Source organism: Gardnerella vaginalis (assembly GCF_001546455.1).
GTDB classification, from domain to species: domain Bacteria; phylum Actinomycetota; class Actinomycetes; order Actinomycetales; family Bifidobacteriaceae; genus Bifidobacterium; species Bifidobacterium vaginale_B.
The window spans coordinates 1-18,408 of the sequence record NZ_KQ956804.1; the positions used below are offsets into that span (position 1 = coordinate 1).

12 protein-coding genes are annotated in these 18,408 nt (G+C 46.5%); 7 read left to right on the plus strand and 5 right to left on the minus strand.

Annotation, left to right across the window (positions count from 1 at the left end):
- Nucleotides 1-89 precede the first annotated feature (89 nt).
- Nucleotides 90-1,799: an alpha-amylase family glycosyl hydrolase gene (locus tag HMPREF3216_RS00335; RefSeq protein ID WP_060786435.1), complete on the minus strand. Its 1,710-nt coding sequence runs from the start codon at nt 1,797-1,799 to the stop codon at nt 90-92.
- Nucleotides 1,800-2,420: 621 nt separating this feature from the next.
- Between HMPREF3216_RS00335 and HMPREF3216_RS00345 the strand changes: the two genes are divergently transcribed.
- From HMPREF3216_RS00345 to malQ, 6 genes are all read left to right on the plus strand, one after another.
- Nucleotides 2,421-3,650 carry an extracellular solute-binding protein gene (locus HMPREF3216_RS00345; protein ID WP_060786437.1) on the plus strand — a complete coding sequence of 410 codons (1,230 nt, stop codon included), beginning with the start codon at nt 2,421-2,423 and terminating at the stop codon, nt 3,648-3,650.
- Between the two features lie 170 nt (nt 3,651-3,820).
- On the plus strand, nt 3,821-5,224 hold the full coding sequence (locus HMPREF3216_RS00350) for a carbohydrate ABC transporter permease (RefSeq protein WP_060786438.1): 1,404 nt from the start codon (nt 3,821-3,823) through the stop codon (nt 5,222-5,224).
- Entirely contained in the window at nt 5,221-6,141 is a 921-nt protein-coding gene (locus HMPREF3216_RS00355) for a sugar ABC transporter permease (protein ID WP_081090867.1), read from the plus strand. The genes HMPREF3216_RS00350 and HMPREF3216_RS00355 overlap by 4 nt, the downstream gene beginning before the upstream one ends.
- A gap of 107 nt (nt 6,142-6,248) precedes the next feature.
- Complete coding sequence (pulA, locus tag HMPREF3216_RS00360; RefSeq protein WP_060786439.1) at nt 6,249-8,240, plus strand: type I pullulanase; 1,992 nt, start codon at nt 6,249-6,251, stop codon at nt 8,238-8,240.
- Between the two features lie 348 nt (nt 8,241-8,588).
- Complete coding sequence (locus HMPREF3216_RS00365) at nt 8,589-10,124, plus strand: hypothetical protein (RefSeq protein WP_060786440.1); 1,536 nt, start codon at nt 8,589-8,591, stop codon at nt 10,122-10,124.
- A 233-nt stretch (nt 10,125-10,357) separates the two neighbouring features.
- Nucleotides 10,358-12,607, plus strand: coding sequence for a 4-alpha-glucanotransferase (malQ, locus tag HMPREF3216_RS00370; RefSeq protein WP_060786441.1), 2,250 nt, complete (start codon nt 10,358-10,360; stop codon nt 12,605-12,607).
- Nucleotides 12,608-12,866: 259 nt separating this feature from the next.
- Here the strand turns inward: malQ and HMPREF3216_RS00375 are convergent, their stop codons facing one another.
- The 3 genes from HMPREF3216_RS00375 to HMPREF3216_RS00385 form a co-directional block, all read right to left on the minus strand.
- A complete protein-coding gene (locus HMPREF3216_RS00375) occupies nt 12,867-13,481 on the minus strand; it encodes a DUF624 domain-containing protein (RefSeq protein ID WP_060786442.1) in 615 nt (204 codons plus the stop codon).
- 165 nt (nt 13,482-13,646) lie between these two features.
- The gene (locus HMPREF3216_RS00380; protein ID WP_060786443.1) at nt 13,647-14,480 is read right to left on the minus strand and encodes a carbohydrate ABC transporter permease; all 834 of its coding nucleotides are present in this window, start codon (nt 14,478-14,480) and stop codon (nt 13,647-13,649) included.
- A complete protein-coding gene (locus HMPREF3216_RS00385; protein WP_060786444.1) occupies nt 14,477-15,331 on the minus strand; it encodes a carbohydrate ABC transporter permease in 855 nt (284 codons plus the stop codon). The genes HMPREF3216_RS00380 and HMPREF3216_RS00385 overlap by 4 nt, the downstream gene beginning before the upstream one ends.
- Nucleotides 15,332-15,676: 345 nt before the next feature.
- On the opposite strand from HMPREF3216_RS00385, the gene HMPREF3216_RS00390 reads away from it, so the two are divergent.
- Nucleotides 15,677-16,696 (plus strand): LacI family DNA-binding transcriptional regulator, encoded by a 1,020-nt coding sequence (locus HMPREF3216_RS00390; protein WP_060786445.1) that lies wholly within the window; start codon nt 15,677-15,679, stop codon nt 16,694-16,696.
- Between the two features lie 281 nt (nt 16,697-16,977).
- Here HMPREF3216_RS00390 and HMPREF3216_RS00395 read toward each other — a convergent pair whose 3' ends face one another.
- Nucleotides 16,978-18,321, minus strand: coding sequence for an ABC transporter substrate-binding protein (locus HMPREF3216_RS00395; RefSeq protein ID WP_060786446.1), 1,344 nt, complete (start codon nt 18,319-18,321; stop codon nt 16,978-16,980).
- Between the last annotated feature and the right edge of the window lie 87 nt (nt 18,322-18,408).

An 18,408-nucleotide genomic window follows, 5' to 3' on the forward strand; every position in this document is an offset into this window, starting at 1 on the left:
TTTGTTCCCATTTTGGCCGATTTTGGAAACAAACGCAGGAAAAAAGAAACAAAAGCAAGAACGCCATCCACGCGCTACGCTTTAAGCGATCATGCAAGTCGGAACACGGCAAAGGACTGTGCGCCGAGTTTAAGCGCGGAAGAATCGCAAGCAACCGCTCCAATCGAAATCCGCGGCTGCAAAATCGCCTCTGGCGTAAGCCCTGCAAGCGCGCTAAGCGCAATCGTCTCCTCGTTTAATCCAGGATTCATAGCCACAATGATTCGTTCTGTAGAGGATTCGCCATCCACGCCATCCGCGCCAGCCGCGCATCGCTCGTACGCAAAACTGCGACCATCCACAGGCGCGTGCAACACTCGCCAAGTGGCATCCGCATGCAACGCCGCGCATTCGTGACGCAAAGAAATCAGCGCGCGCACCCAGTTAAGCAGCGAATCACCATTCTGATCCTGACCCAAAACCGTTGGAATCTCGCCACTTTGCACGGCCTGCTTGCGCGAGTTTGCGCAAGTCCTCCCATCCGCGCGCTCCTCAACAGGCAGGTACAACTTCGACTTTGCAGCCGTGGAGAATCCAAAATTCTTAGAATCATCCCACTGCATTGGCGTACGCGTGCCCGTGCGCGCATAACCGCCCTCTTTTGTAGGAATGTCGCGGTATTTCATGCCGATTTCGTCGCCGTAATACACAAACGGCACGCCTGGCATTGTAAGAATCATGCCAAACGCAATCCGCCTTTCGCGCTCGCTTAATCGCGGAGCCAGGCGCGGAGTATCGTGATTGCACGTTATAAAACTAAAGTAACCCTCGCCGCAAGTGGCCTCATACTGTGGGCAATAATCGTCTAAAAATGGGCAAATACTGCCGCCGCCGCGCGCGTTAAAGTAGCTGTGATCGTGCTCGGGATTGCTATCTAGCGCATTATCCACATCTCTAGCCAAGCGCGCATAACCGTTTGGCTGCCCATCCCAGCGCCAATTCAAATAGAAGTCCATGTCGAACCCAGCAGCCAGCGCCTGACGCGGCCTGCCCCACTCCGAAACGAAAGCAGCCTGCGGATACTCGGCCTTTACAGTACCCAGCATTTCTTGCCATGCGCGAATCGTGTTGTCTTTTCCAAGACTTCCCGGGCCATTGTTGTCGTCGTTTTTTACAAGCGAATCCGCCATATCTACGCGGAATCCATCCGCACCGAGTGCAAGCCAGAATCGCATAACATCAACCATTGCGGCACGCGTTTGCGCAGCCTCCGCGGAATCTGGCGCGGATTGCCACGCGCGATCCCTATGCGCAAAACCGTAATTTAACGCTGGCTGGCACTTAAAGAAGTTAAGAATATACGTGGCATCTCGCTCACTTTCGCCGCCAATAAACGGCATGGAATAGCCGCTAAACGCGCTATCTGTCCATATATATCGCTTGCTAAACTCGTTTTCTTGCGCGCGCGAGCTTTGCTTAAACCACTCGTGCTCCTCGCTTGTGTGCCCTGGAACAAGGTCTAGCAGAATGTGCATTCCGCGATTGTGCGCCTCACTAAAAAGACGCTGCAAATCCTCGTTTGTGCCGTAGCGCGCTGCCACTTTTTTGTAGTCGCGAACATCGTAGCCCGCGTCTTTAAATGGCGAATCGTAGCAAGGATTTAACCAGATTGCGTTGCAGCCAAGCGACTTTACGTAGTCAAGCTTTTCGATTATGCCTGGAATATCGCCGATTCCGTCGCCGTTTGAATCGTAGAAGCTTTGTGGGTAGATTTCGTAGAATACGGCGTCGCGCAGCCATTGTGCATGTTCGTTTTGCATATTTCCCCCGTTTTATTGGCGTGACTTGTCTTGTCTTTTGTCTTATCTTGTCTTTTATTTTGACTTATCTTTCGTCGTGACTTGTCTAATCCTATTTTACTATTCACTTTCCCGCATTTGTTCCCCAAAACACCAAAAATGGGAACAAACACGGGCAAAAAGAAACAAACGCGGGCATGTGTTCCTGCATTTGTTCCCAATTTGACCCAAAACGTAAACAAACACGGGCAAAAAGAAACAAACGCGGGCATGTGTTCCTGCATTTGTTCCCAATTTGACCCAAAACGTAAACAAACACGGGCAAAAAGAAACAAACACAGGCGCAAAGGCAGGTCAAAGCGCAACCAATCAAAATAAAATTCCGATAAATTTGCTGATTTACAAAATAAAATACGACTTTTTATCAACAACAATCGGCTTTATCGGAAATTTTTCCAATAGCACACAACATGATTTGCCAACTACAATATATACGTGTATACTACACATTGCTTATAAACAGATTTCAACAACAAATGTGACGCTGCAAAAACGCAGAGAAACGTCGAAGTTGCGCCACATGAAATTTGTTACTATGCCACCAAAGAACATGCCAAGCTGGCATGATATAGGAGGTCAAGGATGACGAATATGAAGAAAGTGCTGGGCGCAGGCCTCGCAATCGCCACTATGTTTGGATTTGCCGCATGCGGTTCTAGCACCAATGCTGGCTCCAGCAGCAAGTCAAACCCAGTAAAGCTCACCGTATGGTCTTCTTCCGAAGATCAGAAGGCTGGCGGCTGGATTCAAGCTATGGAGAAAGCCTTCCAGAAGGATCACCCAGAAGTTACTTTTAAGAACGCTGTTGTTGCACCACCAGATGCTGCTAAGACAGTTAAGCAAGACGCTAAGGCCGCTGCCGACGTTTACCTGTTCCCTAACGATCAGCTCGGCGACTTGGTAAAGGCAAACGCAATTGGCGAGTTGAGCGACGACGCTGCCAAGCAGGTTAAGGAAGACAACGATGAGACCATCATCCAGTCTGTAACCGCTCAGGACGGCAAGCTCTATGGCGTTCCATACATGGGCAACACTTGGTTCATGTACTACGATAAGTCCAAGTTCACCGACGAAGACGTTAAGTCCCTCGATAAGATGCTCGAAAAGGGCAAGGTTGCTTTCGATATTAGCAACGCTTGGTACCTTCCAGGCTTCTACCTTGATGGCAACATGACCCTCTTCGGCGAGAAGAGCAACGACGGCAAGGCCGGCATCAAGATTGGTGACAAGGCTGCCGAAATCACTAAGTATGTTGCAAAGCTCATTCAGAACAAGAACTTTGTAATGGATGGCGACGGCGCTGGCTTGTCTGGTATTAAGAACCACACTGTTGACGCTTACTTCTCTGGCTCTTGGGATGCTGGCGACGTAAAGAAGGCTTTGGGCGACAACTACGCTGCTGCTCAGCTTCCAAAGTTTAAGTCCGAAGACGGCGAGCACCAGATGAAGTCCTTCGCTGGCTCCAAGGCTGTTGCTTACAACCCTAACTCCAAGGCTCCAGAGATGGCCGCTAAGTTCGCTGCATTCCTCGGTTCTAAGGAATCCCAGGAGCAGATGTACAAGCTTCACGGCGACATCCCAGTTGCTAAGGCTTTGAGCGATCTTGTTAAGGATAACCCAGCCGCTGTTGCTCAGATGAACACCATTGCTAACACCTCTGTTTTGCAGCCAACCGTTCCAGAAATGGGTGCCTTCTGGGATCCAATGAAGACCTTCGGCACTGCATTGGCCAACAAGGAAGTCAACGACGGTAACGCCGCTGCAAAGATTGCAGACTTCCAGAAGGGCTTTGAGGAAGCTCTTAAGAAGTAGCGAAATCAGTAAGTATTAGCACTACTAAGTACTAACTTACAAACTATTTTCTAAACTCAAATTCTTGTTTAGAAAAACACGGCAAGGACGCCCCGCTCCCCTAAGACAATAAATCGGGGCGGGGCGTTCTTTGCTTGTATAAGCCCCACAATTTTACGGAAAGGCATGTCATGACTGGCACGACATCCACCAAGCGAGGGAAGCGAAAGAAGGCACCTTCTGCCGATGAATTTGTGGCTCCTTCGCAATACTCATTACAGGAGGCTGTAAAGCACGCAGACGCACTGTCTTGGGTTTCGATAATTATCTTTGGTTTTGGTAACTTCGTTCGCAAACAGTACGTGAAAGGTCTCGTATTTCTTCTATGCGAGGCTGGAGTTCTTGCCTTCTTGGCCACAACTGGCGCGGAATATCTGCCAAAATTCGGTACTCTCGGCACTAGAAAGCAAGGCAGAGTAAAGATTAACGGCTTCTGGCACTACGTTGCTGGAGATAATTCTGTTGAGATTTTGCTGTATGGCGTTATGAGCATTGCAGCAATTATTGTTTTAGTTTATTTGGCTACTTTATCTTTGCGCAGCGCATACAAGGCTCAATCCTTTGTAAAGCGCGGAGAAAAGCCTATCACCTTTGTTAAAGATGTTGAATCTTTGCTCGACCGCCACGCACACGTTGGTTTTATGACTCTTCCAACCGCTGGAATTGTTCTGTTTACGGTATTGCCATTAGCATTCATGATTTCAATGGCATTTACAAACTACGACCGTGATCACACGCTTCTTTTCCACTGGGTTGGTTTAGACAACTTTGTTAAGATTCTTGGAAACACAACTGGAACCATTAATGCTGGAATCTTCTTCGATGTTTTGATTTGGACCCTTGTTTGGGCCTTCTTCGCTACGTTCTTGAACTTCTTCTTTGGCATGTTTATGGCAATGATTATTAACAGACGCACTACCCGCCTTAAGAGCTTGTGGCGCATCTGCTTCTCGCTTACAATCGCAGTTCCACAATTTGTGTCTTTGCTTGTTATGCACAGCATGCTTCAAAGAGATGGCGCCATTAACCGCCTTCTTATCTCTTCTGGCTGGATTCATTCTCCACTGCCATTCTTCCAGGATGCTACTTGGGCAAGGGTTACCGTTATTCTCATCAACCTTTGGGTTGGTATTCCTTACACAATCATGCAAATCACTGGTATTTTGCAGAATGTTCCAGCAGAACTTTACGAAGCAGCAGAACTTGACGGTGCAAGCTGGTGGCAGCGCTTTATGAACGTTACTATGCCATACATCTTCTTTGTTATGACTCCATACTTAATTACAACGTTCACTGGCAATGTTAACAACTTCAACGTTATTTACCTCTTGTCTGGCGGCGAGCCAACACCAATCGGCTCTTCGGCAGGTAAGACTGATTTGCTCATCACCTGGCTGTACAAGCTTACGGTTGATAAAGATAACTACAGCATGGGCGCGGTAATCGGCATTATGACATTCATTGTGCTTGCGATTGTTGCTTTGATAACATACCGCAACTCTGGCTCCTACAAGAATGAGGAGGGATTCCGGTGAGTAATAAGAAGGATCTTATGCAAAGCGAACAAACTGTGCATAGTACACGCAGCGTTCCATTCTGGCGCGATCAGCGCGTGCGCCGCATAATCGGAGATATCATCACTCATATCTTCCTGATTATTATGTCTATTATTTGGCTCGCGCCAATCGCATGGGTGTTCTTGGAAAGCTTTAACCAAAACACCGCTCCATACCAGACAACGTTCTTCCCAACTAAGTACACGTTTAACAACTACATTCAGCTGTTTACTGAGCGAGAAGTTCTTGACTTCCCACGCATGTTCTTAAACACCTTGATTGTGTCTATTTTCGTGTGCATTATCTCTCTGTTCTTCGTGCTTGTAGTAGCGTTCTGCATGTCTCGCTTGCGTTTCCGCGGTCGTAAGACATTTATGAACATTGCTTTGATTCTTGGTATGTTCCCAGGCATCATGGCAGTTATTGCTATCTACTTCATTTTGAAGGCTTTTGGATTGACGAATGGCTCTGTTGTTCTTATTTCCCTGATTATCGTTTACTCTGCTGGTAGCGGCATGGGCTTCTACGTTATGAAGGGTTATATGGATACGATTCCAAAGTCTTTGGACGAGGCCGCCTACTTGGATGGCTGCACAACTTGGCAAGTATTCTATAAGATTATTCTTCCAATCTGCAAGCCTATGATTGTGTTCCAGGCTATTGTTAGCTTCTTGGGTCCATGGCTCGACTTCGTTCTTGTTAAGACGATTGCTCGTACCCAAGATAACTACACTGTGGCTTTGGGCTTGTACCAAATGTTGCAGAGAGAATACATTAATCACTGGTTCGCACGATTCTCCGCTGGAGCTGTGTGCGTTTCCATTCCAATCGCAATCCTGTTCATTGTTATGCAACGATTCTACGAAGAGTCGATGTCTGGCTCTGTTAAGGGATAGTAAACTCTGCAGCAATTGTGGGGTTTGAAAAATGGGGGCCGAACGTTAAAAGCGTTTCGGCCTTCATTTTCTGCTCAATACTTTAAAAAATATAAAAGGATATATTCATGACGCTCCCATCTTCAACACAATGGCCAGTTTATTCGGGGCAGCTCGGATTCTCGCTTAACGAAAAATCGACCACATTTACGCTTTGGGCGCCAACAGCATCGTGCGTAACACTGCGACTTTTTGAAACAGGAAACAACAGCGAACCGTTTAAAACACGCGATTTGAAGCCATTGCGCGACGGAGCATGGAGAACGTCAATACTGCAGAGGCTAGATGGCGTTTACTACGACTTTCTTGTTACTTTTGCAGACGGAACAGTAAATCGAACAAGCGACCCGTGGGGCGTTGCTAGCGGCGTAAATGGCGAGCGCAGCCTTGTTATTGACGAAGATCGCGTGTCTCCTGCAGGCTGGCACAAAGACAAATCGCCAGAATTTGTGCGCCATGCAACTGTTATGTGGGAGATGCACGTTGAAGACTTTAGTAGCAATCCTAATGGCGGATTTAAGCCAGAACACCGCGGTCAGTATCTTGCTTTTACAGATTCGCATACGACTTTAGATGGCGACGAGCACTTCCCTACTGGAATCGACTATCTTAAAAAACTTGGCGTAACGCACGTTCAACTAATGCCAATCTACGATTTTGCAACTGTGGACGAAGCTGCGATTTATGCCGCGCGCAAAGATGGCGAAAGCGTTGATTCGCTTTACAACTGGGGCTACGATCCTCACGCGTACAACGTGCCAGAAGGCGCATACTCCAGCAATCCGTACGATGGCACGGCAAGAATCCGCGAGTGCAAGGCAATGATTGGCGCTTTGCACAAGAATGGCATGCGCGTAGTGATGGATGTTGTTTATAATCACATGTTTGAGGCTGCGTCAAACGCGTTTGAAAGCGTTGCTCCTGGCTACTTCTGCAGACGCAAGGATGACGGCGGATTTGCAAACGGATCGGGCTGCGGAAACGAAATGGCTTCCGACCACCCAATGTTTAGGCGTTTTATGATTGAGTCTATTTTGCATTGGGCGCGCTGCTACCATGTGGATGGTTTTAGATTTGACCTTATGGGCTTAACAGACGCGGAAACTTTAAACATGATTCGCGCAGAACTAGATAAGCTTGATGGCGGCAAAGATATTCTTATGTATGGCGAGCCGTGGGGCGCGGCCGCTGCAGCTGTTGGCGATGACTGCCCTATGGGAGATAAAGCGGGGCGCGGCTTCCTTGATTCTAGAATCGGCTGGTTTAGTGACGAATCTAGAGACACGCTTAAGGGCAATGTTATGGATCACCACGACCGCGGCTATGTAAACGGCAACGAGTTTTGGACGGCGGATCCTGTGCGAAACGCGTTTAATGGCTGGCGTGGTATGCCTTGCGCAGGCAAGAGTGTTGGCCAGATTGTGCAGTATATTTCTGCTCACGACGATTTGACTTTGTGGGATAAGCTGTGTATTTCTATGCGCGATAACGCGTCTAGCTGCGATTTTGACGCAAGTGATCCAAACAGTGTTGCAGACATCTTCAGCGCTAACATTCTTAGCGCTGGCATAATTTTGTGCTCCGCCGGAATGCCATTTATGCTTGGCGGTGAAGAGTTTGGCCGCACTAAGCACGGTTGCGATAATTCCTATAATCGCGGAGTTGCTATGAACCAGCTTGATTGGTCTAGAGCTAAGCGATTCCAGCCGCTTGTGGACTGGTATAGTGCGCTTATAAAACTTCGCGCTAAGAATGCTGATTTCTACGATGCTCAGCACACTCGCCTTACGGCATCCGATAACTCCATTCTTGCGGAGCAAATTGGAAGCGACTTGATTGTATGCGCAAATCCTATGAAAGATGCAGCTGCAACGGTTGATTTGCCTGCTAAATCTGCAAGACCGTGGCGCTGTGTGTTGGACTCCAGCGAGTATTTTGCTAAGTGGACGGGGCACGACTCTGGTAGCCGCGCGGCAATGCTTTGCGATGATAACGGCGATCCGCGTGCGGTTCATGTGCCTCCGCGTACTTTTGTTGTGTTAAGCAACAAGCGCGCTTAATTGCTCGAGTTTTAATCGCGCGAATCGCATTTTATCCCGATTTTGTTCCCTTATTCTTGTGATTTGGAAACAAAGTCGGGATTATTTTTTAAAGGCAAAACCTTGTAATTTCCTTAATTGTTCCTTATAAATTGCCAAAGTGAGCGAATTATTCCTGCTGTTCTGCTAGAATCATTTTTAGACTTTATACCCCCCTTGCGTATATTCGCGATGGCGGAGAGGAGAAAGTTCAGTAACAAGACAGAGACGCAAAACTTAATAAACAGTTAGCGCTTTGATCTTACAACTTGATAATTAAACAAATATCCCCACCCCCCAAACCTAAATGATTTGAAGAATGAGGTAAATATGAACGCTAAGATTGCAGCCGCCATCTCTTTGGGAGCTAGCTCTTTGGTACTTATTGGAAGTATTGGAATTGCAAACGCATCCACAGAGGCTACTACAACCTTGACGCAAGACAACACCGTGGTTTCTACTCCAGCGCAGACTTCTTCTGACGCACAAACTGGCGAAAGCTTTGACCGCGTAAGCGAAGTTGTTACTGTTGATCCGCAAGGCGATGCTGCCAGCAAGACTCAAGCAGATGGCGCATCAGAAAATACAGACGCGCAAATAGAAGCAAATTTGCAAAAGATTATATCTAAACTTAACAATCTTAAACAAAATCCTATTATCACAACCGAATTTGAGAAAAAATTAGAAGCAGCAAAGCAAAACGCAGATACGGCTGACGATGCATCCCAAAAAGCTTCAACAGAAGTTGATAATGCAGAAAATGGAACTAAAGAAAAGATTGAATCTGCTATAAAAGCTGTAAATGAAGCTAAAGATAGAGTAGAAAAAGCTCAAAAAGAATTTGAAAGCGTAGAAACTGATTTTGGTGAAGCAAAAAACAAATTCGCTGCACTAAAAAACGAAATAGAAGAGATTAAAAAAGAAATTGAGAAATCTTTAAAGACTCTAAACAGTGGAAACAGTGAAAGCTTCAGAAAAAGGCTAAATAGTACAGATTTTCTTTCTGCTGAAACCAACAAATCAATTAATCAATACAGCTCAGATATTGATGGCGCAAAAACTAAGCTAAGCAGTGCTTTAAATAAACTTACAGCTTCTCTTTCAAAGGCCGAAAACGCGCTAAAGACAAAGCAGAATCAAAACCATGCTCCAGCTGCCCCTGCTCCACAGCAGCCAGAGCAGAATCACGCCGAGGGACAGGCAGCGGAACCACAGGCTCCACGCGTTGATGCTCCACAGGCTGCCCCACAGGTAGAAGCTCATGCAGTCAAAGAATCTGGCAGCAACTCACGCACAAATAGCCACTACGCTGCAGCTGGCAAAGCGTACGAAAACGGTATTCTAGATGCCCAGGCCTTAGAAAAGTTGGGCACTCAGGCTGCTGGCGAATCTGCCCCTGCAGTAGTTCCTGCAGCAAATAAGGCTTCTGCAGGCGCACAGAAAGCACAAGCAAATCAGGCTGCAAGCAATGCAGGCAACGCTTCTGCATCTTCTGCATCCGCCACGTCTTCTGCCTCTTCTGCATCCTCCGCTGCAGGCGCCGCAAAGAGCGCAGGCTCCAGCAACTCAGCTAAGAGCAACAACGCAAAGGATTCCGCTAGCTCCGCAAACTCCGCAGATTCTTCCGATTCCGCTAGCTCCGAAAGCCAGACGGATTCCGCAGACTCCAAGAGCAACAAAAACGAAGAGTCAAATAACGAAGATTCCAAGAGCAGCGATAAAAGCGCTCAGGCATCTGGCGCAAACAACGGCGCGCAGACCGCTGGCAACAACACAACGCTAATCGCAGCTGTTGCAGGAAGCATAATTGCTGCAATCGGCGCAATCGGCGCTGGTTGGCACTTTATGCGAGTCCGCCGCAAGTAGTCGTTTTAAATATTGCAAATAAAACCGCAGTTGGCATTTAACCTTCTGCGGTTTTTGCTTATTCTCACTAAAATCGCCCAAAATCGCCAATATTGCAAACGATGTCAATACTTAATATAATTGTTGCTTAGAGCGTGCCTCAATCCAGCGATGTGTTGAGAGCCCGCACTTTTTAGCATCGTTTGCAACAAATTCGATGCTCGTACACGTGCCACGATTAACAAAGGAGCATCATGAGCACAACAGACAATGGCAAAACAAGGGCTGCCACGCCTGTGCCCGTAGAAGAAAGCGCAGAAAGACTTGCTCGCCCACTAATTAAACTTGCAAAAGCATGCGGAGTCGCAACTTTCTACATAGACCAACTAGGCGACTACACAGAGATTACGGACGAAGCGCTTGTAGGCGTTCTAGACGCCCTGGGCTACCCTGCAAACACAAGCGAAAACATTGAAAATTCGCTAAAAAGCGTTCAAGAAAAGCGCAATAGCGAGCTGTTGCCGCCAACCGTGGTGTGCTTTAGCGGCACAAAAACGATTGTTCCTATTCACGCTGAAGAAGCCACAAGCAGCCCAGAAAAAATTCACATAACGCTTACGCTAGAAGATGGGTCGCAATACGAAGAGCCTCTAAACAGATTTGAAAACAGCAAAGAAGACGGCCTAACGCTTGCGATTCCGCAAGACTTGCCAATGGGATACCACACTCTTCTTGCAAAAGTAGAAGATAAAAATGGCAAAACCATTGCTCATGCGCAGTCAACTTTGATTTGCGCGCCAGCAAAAATCCCACTTCCACAAAGCGTTAAGGAACGCCATCGCTGGGGCTACATGACTCAGCTTTACTCCGTGCGATCAAAAGAATCTTGGGGCGTTGGCGATTATGGCGATTTGCGCAGGCTACTTAAAGACGCTGGAAGCATTGGCAAAGCCGACTTTATGCTTATAAACCCAATTCATGCGTGCGCGCCAGTGGCACCTTTGGAGCCTTCGCCTTACTTGCCAGAATCGCGCAGGTTCTTAAACGTTACGTACATTCGCCCACAAGATATTCCAGAGTACGCGCAGCTTAGCGAAAGCCAGCGCAAAGAGGTAGAAATTTTGCACGCGGGCGTGGAAGCGCTTAACGATAATCCAAATCCAATGGATATTAACGCCGCGTGGAACGCAAAACTTCCAGCATTAAGGCTTATTTTTAAGCAGCCTAGAAGCGCCGAGCGCGAGCAGGAATTCGCAGACTTTAAGGCTCGTTCTGGCGCAGATTTAGATGCTTTTGCCACCTGGTGCGTGGCCTTTGAGGTTTGGGGCGCTCCTTGGGGAGATAATCTTTGGTTTGACACCACTGGCAAAGGCACTCCTCAGATTGACACGCTTAGAAGCGAACACGCCGATTTGCTTGAATTCCACCGCTGGCTTCAGTGGATTGCAGACGAGCAGGTTGCAGCCGCTCACGCCGAGGCAAAGGCCGCTGGAATGGCGATTGGCCTTATGCAAGACATGGCAGTTGGCGTACACGGATACGGCGCAGATGTGTGGTGGAGCCCAGAGCGCTTTGCTAATGGCGTTAGCGTTGGCGCTCCTCCAGACTTCTACAACCAGCAGGGCCAGGATTGGGGTCAGCCTCCATTTGACCCTAATTACTTAGACGAAACTGGCTACATTGCCTACCGAGACATGGTTCACAACGTGTTCTTGCACGCTGGCGCGGTTCGCATTGACCACGTGCTTGGACTTTTCCGTCTTTGGTGGATTCCACGCGGTCAGGGCGCAAAGAACGGCGCTTACGTTTACTACAATGTTGACGCCATGCTTGCTGTTCTTAGCATTGAGGCCACACGCGCAGGCGGATTGGTGATTGGCGAAGACCTTGGCACTGTTCCAGCGTACGTTTCTAAAGTTCTTGCTTCTCACGGCATTCTTGGAACGGTTGTTGAATGGTTTACACACAATGATGAAGCCGAAAAGGCCGCTAAGAAGGCTGGAAAGAAGGAAATCATATTTGCAAATCCTTCTACCTACCGCGAATACGCTTTGGCTTCTGTTACTACTCACGATATGCCTCCTACTGCAGGCTACCTTGAGTTTGAACACGTTAAGATTCGCGAAGAGTTGCACCTGCTTACCGATTCTGTAGAAAGCTTCCAAAAGGCTGCTAGCGCTGAGCGAGACGCCATGATGAAGATGCTTTTGGACGGCGGCTGGATTAGCAAGGATGCGGCCGAACATGTGGAAGATCACGTGCAAGAAATCGTAGAAGCCCTGCATGCGATTATGCGCACTTCCCCATCTTTGCTTTTGCAAGTGGCACTTGTAGATGCTGTTGGAGAGAAGCGTTCGCAGAATCAGCCTGGAACCAGTACGGAGTATCCAAATTGGCGCATACCTCTTGCAGACAAAGATGGCAATGTTGTTCACACAGGCGATGTTTTTAAGTCTCCACGAGTGCTTTCCATGGCCAAAATCATGAATGGTGAAAAAATTTAACCAATAACCCAAAACAACAGTAAAATTACCATCAAAAAAGTAAAAAGAAAGGTTAAAAAAGCTTTGCAAATAGAGCAATTAGAGGTATACTAGTAATACATAAAGTTGCTCATGCAAGTAACTTCTTCCCTCTCCGCGTGGTGCGTAGGATGGCTTGTAGACACCATTTTACGCACCACGCTTTTGATGTCCTAAGTGAGGCGAGCGTCTATGGCGATGCTCGCCTCACTAACATATTAGCCGCTTAAATCGCTAACCTCTAATCGCGGTTAGCCGCAACATACTTAGCAAACACGCGCTCCAAAAGCGGCGTGTGAAGCATAATCAAAGATCCCCATCCAAGCAAAATCAGCAGCGGCAATCCCTGCAAAAAATACTTTAGCGAAAGATACACAAGAGCAAAGAACACGCAATCAAGCAAAAACATCATAAAAGTGGTTGCCACATAGCTCACACCAAAAATCAGCGAGTTAATAAGAGTTCGGCCAATGGAGTTTTCAAAACGCGCTTGCAGAGCAAAAACCCACTGCGCAACAATAATCCACAAAATGCTAATCGCAAACTTTATTATTAAAAGCGGAGTGAGTTGCAAGAAAATCCAAGACCACACAATCAGCGCTAAAAGTGGCCCTAAAATAGCCCAAATAATGGTGGCCTTAACAAAATTATTCTTAAAAGACTTAAAGTAGATTGCTGTTGTATGCGCCTCGCCACGCTCAATTCTTCTGGCAGTTTCGTGAGCGGCTGTAATAGAAGCACCAATTGTTATAAGCGGAATACTTGTAATAATCATTAAAACAGTAAGCCAGACCGCATCTGCAAACGATTCCATTCCTTGTGCAAACTTTGAATCAGGGCTTCCAAAAGAAATCATTACAACCACTCCTGCCTAATGTGCGCATTTAAACGCAATCTTAACCAACAGTACATTATAAATATAAATAATGAGATAAATATAAATGATTAAATATAAATGATGGTGGCTGCAGACGCGTGCAACCACCATCGCTAGATGCCGAGATTCGAAGGAGAAAAAATCTCAGCCCTTTACCGCACCAGCCATAACACCTTTAATAATGTACTTCTGGCAGATTAGGTAGAAGACTATGATTGGAACAATTGCCATAACCAAGCAGCCCATCATGGCACCCATTTCAACGGAACCATAGCCGCCCTTCAAATATTGAACTGCAATAGAAACCGTCTTGTACTTGTTCAAATCCAAAGTGAGGTAAGGAAGAAGGAAGTCGTTCCAAATCCACATTGTTTGCAAGATAGAAACGGATATAATCGCTGGCCTCATAATCGGAACAATAATCTGGAAGAATATGCGTGGCACAGAAGCGCCATCAATCATTGCAGACTCTTCCAACTCTTGAGGAATGCCCTTTACAACGCCCGTGAAAATAAACACAGCCAAACCTGCGCCAAATCCAAGGTAGATAATCCACAAGCCCCAAGGGGTGTTCAATCCAAGCTTTGTAGTGATGTTGGAAAGTGTGAACATAACCATTTGGAATGGCACAATCATGTTGAACAAGAACAACACATAAAGCAGCTTTGCAGCCCAGTTATTTACGCGCACAATCCACCAAGCGCACATAGAAGTGCAAAGCAGAATCAAAATTACGGCGCCAACTGTTACCACAATCGTCCACCAGAAGCTCATAAGCAAGTTGGTGCGATTAATGCCAAGAACGTAGTTGTCAAAGCCAATAAACGACTTTGGAGTAAACGAAAATGGCTCGCTAGCAATATACACCTTTGACTTAAAGGAGTTCATAAATACTAACGCAATTGGGAAAATCCACAGCAAGCTCACTATAGAAAAGAGCGTGGTCCAAAGTACTGGATGCTTAGCCTTCTCGTTCATGCTGCCACCTCCTTAGATGTTGCCAACTTGTTCTGAACCAAGGCAATAACGGCAACGATAATAAAGAATATAACTGCCTTTGCCTGGCCAACACCTTCGCCGTTAATCCTTCCATAGAACGTGTTAAAGATGTTCAACGCAAGCATCTCCGACTTTCTAGAAGGAGCACCATTAGTCAATGCCAAGTTCTGATCGAATAGCTTGAATCCGTTTGTAACAGTTAAGAACGTGCAAACCGTAATAGAAGGCATCATAAGAGGAATCGTAATCTTAAACAGCGTTTGAGCTGGGCTTGCGCCGTCAACAGCAGCAGCCTCAATAACGTCTCCTGGAAGCGCCTGCAAACCTGCAATGTAAATAATCATCATATAGCCGATTTGCTGCCAGCATATCAAAAGAACCATGCCCCAGAATCCGTACGTTGCAGAATAGGTAATAGCGCGGCCAAAATAACCCAAGATGCCATTAAGCACTACCTGCCAAACGTAGCCCAAAACAATGCCGCCAATCAAATTTGGCATAAAGAACACTGTGCGGAACAGGTTGGATCCTTTAAACTTTTTTGTAAGCATGTAGGCAATTGCGAATGCAATAACATTAATAACAATTGTTGTTACAATCGTAAAAGCCGTTGTAAATATTAACGAATGAAGGAAGTGTGGGTCGCGCAAAGCCTTGCGATAATTGCGTATTCCAACAAACTTTCCGTCGGTAACAGTGTGGAACTTAGTAAAGCTAAGATACACGCCCATTACAAATGGCACTAAAAAGCCAATTACAAAAGCGGCAAATGTTGGCAGAGCAAATAACGCCCACCACTTGCGTATTGCCTTTCCACTCATATTAATCATAATTCGTCACTTTCTCCTCCTTGAGTACGTCACTGAACGAGCAGCCGCGCCCGAACCAATACTTTTATATTACTACATGCAACAGCAATGTCAAACGTTGTCATTTTTTTGCATGTCGCAGCAAAATATACTAAAAATAAAATGTGAAAAAAATCCTAATTTTTGGCGATTTTACGGCAAAACCTGCTATTATTGTTCGTATTGCAAACGTTTGTGTAATAAGCGCAAATTAAGCAGATGCAAATCACATATGCTACACCGCTTGTACACTAACTTTGCAGATGTTTTAGCAATATTAATGAAGATATTGACGCAATATTTTGCTGTGCGAATAAAGGAGTTCACATGCCGGCTAATATTCAAGACGTTGCCAACCAAGCGCACGTATCAGTATCTACTGTTTCACGCTCGTTTACACGCCCAGACCTGGTTTCTGCAGCAACCCGCAACAAAGTGTTGACTATTGCCGAAAAACTAAACTTTTCAATATCGCGTTCCGCGGCTGCTTTAAAATCTGGAAGAACGCTAAGAGTTGCGCTTCTTATTAGCGGCAGCATGCGACTGTGGTTTACTGCGTCTATTATGCAAGGCCTAAATCAAGTTCTTCACCCAGCTGGCTACGACCTTTCAATCTTCCAAATATCCAGCAGCCAAGAGCGCGCGGAATTCTTTAACATGCTCCCTACGCGCAGAAATGCGGATGCCGTAATTGTTTGCTCATTCGATGTAAACAAAGAGGAAGTTGATTCGCTAAAGGCCACTGGCGTGCCAGTTTTGGGAATAAATTGCCTGAATCCTTTGGATTGCAACTTTGACGCAACTATTAACATAGATGACGATCAAGGTGCTAGGCTTATGGCGCGTCATCTTATTGGACTGGGTCACAAAAACATTGCCTACATTCGCACAAACCGCGATATTTCCCTGCATTTTAGCGTTTTGCAGCGCTACCATTCTTTTATTGACGAATGCAAAATTAACGGCATTACTCCTACAGAAATCGCAGCACCCGAAGGCGCCGACCGCATAAGCTCAATCGTTTCTTCGCTTTTAAGCAATGCAAACGTTCCAACGGCAATCGCCTGCCAAGAAGATGCAATAGCAATTCCGCTTATGTTCCAGCTTTCTAGAAGTGGCTACAGTACTCCTGGAGACGTTTCAATTATTGGCTTTGACGATAGTTTCTACGCAAGAGAAACGGGTCTAACAACCATTCGTCAAGACCCTGTTGAGATGGCAGAAAGCGCAGCAAAAATAACTTTGTCTTTGATTAATGGCGACTATTTAAGCGAAAACTGCAAATACATTACCATTCCAGCGCAGCTTATAGTTAGATCTAGCACAAGTCAGATTGAAAATAGCTAGTTTCTGGCGACTGGCAACTGGCGGATAGCGGATAGCGACTGGCGACTGGCAACTGGCGGATAGCGACTGGCGACTGGCGACTGGCGGATAGCGACTGGCGACTGGCGACTATCAACTAACGACTAACAGCTATCAACTATCTTTACACTAAAAAAGAGCTTCAAACCATTAGGCTTGAAGCTCTTTTGTTTGCCATCAATGCACTGTGCTAATGCAATTACATCAATAGCATAATCTTAAATTATGAATTTAATGAGCCAGTTTTAACCCAATTCTTTGGATTAATCCTGATCTTCGTGAGCCTGAGCAACTTCCTTAGCCCAATTGTCAACGAAGGCGCTCTTAACCTTATCCCACTTGCCAGTGCCCTGAGCGTACTCAAGCAAAGCGGAGCCAAGATCGTTCTTCCAGTTGTCAGATGGCATCATAGTGAAGTTCCAGCTTACAGGAGTCTTGCCAGACTGAGCATCTTCAACAGCAGCAGCGGTCAAAGGATTCTCAGACTTTACATCTGCAAAGCTCTTGAATGGAGTGGTGAAGCCCATCTTCTTAGACATAGCTTCCTTACCGTAATCAGAGGTAAGAACCCACTTCAAGAAGTCCTTGGTTGCCTTCTTGTTGGCATCCGAAGTCTTCTCGTTAATGCACCAGTAGTTCTCGGAACCAGTAGCCAAGCCTTGCTTTTCTTCGCCCTTAGCGCCAATGTAGATTGGGAGCATGCCAAGGTCTTCGGCCTTCATGCCAGCCTTCTGCAAGTCGGTCCAAGCCCAAGTACCATTCTGATAGAACACAGCCTTGCCCAAAGAGAACTCAGAGTTTGCATCTTCGCCAGTCTTGGAGCTGAGCTGAGTTGCAGGAGTGGTGGAATCTGTAATGTAAAGATCGAAGATCTTCTTGTAGCCATCAAGGAATGTACCCTTAATCTTTGCTGGCTGCTTGGTAACATGATCTTCCTTGAACTCGTAGTACAGAGGAATGTTTGCAAGGTGGGTCTTAAAGCGCCAATCAGAGCTGGAATCGAAGCCAGCAGAAGTGAAGGCACCATCAACGCCAAGCTCGCTCTTACGAGCCTGAATGTCGTCTGCAACAGCCTTAAGCTTATCGAAGGAGTTAATCTCTTCTGCAGACTTTACCTTTGCATCCTTAAGCTCGGTGTACTTCTTAAGCAAAGCCTTGTTGTAAATCAAGCCGTAGGTTTCCATTGCGTATGGAACGCCAACAACCTTATCTCCGTCCTTAAGAGCAATATCCTTGTTCTGAAGCTGCTTGTAAAGCTCGGTATCCTTAAGATCTGCGGTGTAATCCTTCCAGCTTGCGTAGCCAACAGGACCATTAACCTGGAACAGTGTAGGCGCTTCATCGCCCTTGCTGATTTCGCTCTTAAGGGACTGCTCGTAAGTACCAGAAGCAGCATTCTGAACCTTTACAGGAATGCCAGTCTTCTTGGTGTATTCCTTAGCAACTTCCTTCCACTGATCAGCAGATTCTGGCTTGAAGTTAAGGAAGTAAACCTTGCCCTTATCGGAAGAATCCGAAGAGCTAGAGCCGCATGCAGCGAGCGCACCGAATGCCATTGCAGAGCAAGCTACAAGCGCAATTGTTGACTTAATTGTACGATTCATCATCGAACCTTTCTCCTATGCCGTCGGCCTACCTTTTGGCCGCCGCACCCCTAGGTGCCCTTTCGACATTTTTTATTATGCCTCAAATAT

What these genes read in the sequence shown, in the direction of transcription:
- HMPREF3216_RS00350 (WP_060786438.1), top strand. Translation starts at nt 3,821, where the DNA reads ATGACTGGCACGACATCCACCAAGCGAGGGAAGCGAAAGAAGGCACCT.
- HMPREF3216_RS00345 (WP_060786437.1), top strand. Translation starts at nt 2,421, where the DNA reads ATGACGAATATGAAGAAAGTGCTGGGCGCAGGCCTCGCAATCGCCACT.
- HMPREF3216_RS00365 (WP_060786440.1), top strand. Translation starts at nt 8,589, where the DNA reads ATGAACGCTAAGATTGCAGCCGCCATCTCTTTGGGAGCTAGCTCTTTG.
- HMPREF3216_RS00335 (WP_060786435.1), bottom strand. Translation starts at nt 1,799, where the DNA reads ATGCAAAACGAACATGCACAATGGCTGCGCGACGCCGTATTCTACGAA.
- HMPREF3216_RS00375 (WP_060786442.1), bottom strand. Translation starts at nt 13,481, where the DNA reads ATGATTTCTTTTGGAAGCCCTGATTCAAAGTTTGCACAAGGAATGGAA.
- HMPREF3216_RS00395 (WP_060786446.1), bottom strand. Translation starts at nt 18,321, where the DNA reads ATGATGAATCGTACAATTAAGTCAACAATTGCGCTTGTAGCTTGCTCT.
- pulA (WP_060786439.1), top strand. Translation starts at nt 6,249, where the DNA reads ATGACGCTCCCATCTTCAACACAATGGCCAGTTTATTCGGGGCAGCTC.
- HMPREF3216_RS00380 (WP_060786443.1), bottom strand. Translation starts at nt 14,480, where the DNA reads ATGAACGAGAAGGCTAAGCATCCAGTACTTTGGACCACGCTCTTTTCT.
- malQ (WP_060786441.1), top strand. Translation starts at nt 10,358, where the DNA reads ATGAGCACAACAGACAATGGCAAAACAAGGGCTGCCACGCCTGTGCCC.
- HMPREF3216_RS00390 (WP_060786445.1), top strand. Translation starts at nt 15,677, where the DNA reads ATGCCGGCTAATATTCAAGACGTTGCCAACCAAGCGCACGTATCAGTA.
- HMPREF3216_RS00385 (WP_060786444.1), bottom strand. Translation starts at nt 15,331, where the DNA reads ATGATTAATATGAGTGGAAAGGCAATACGCAAGTGGTGGGCGTTATTT.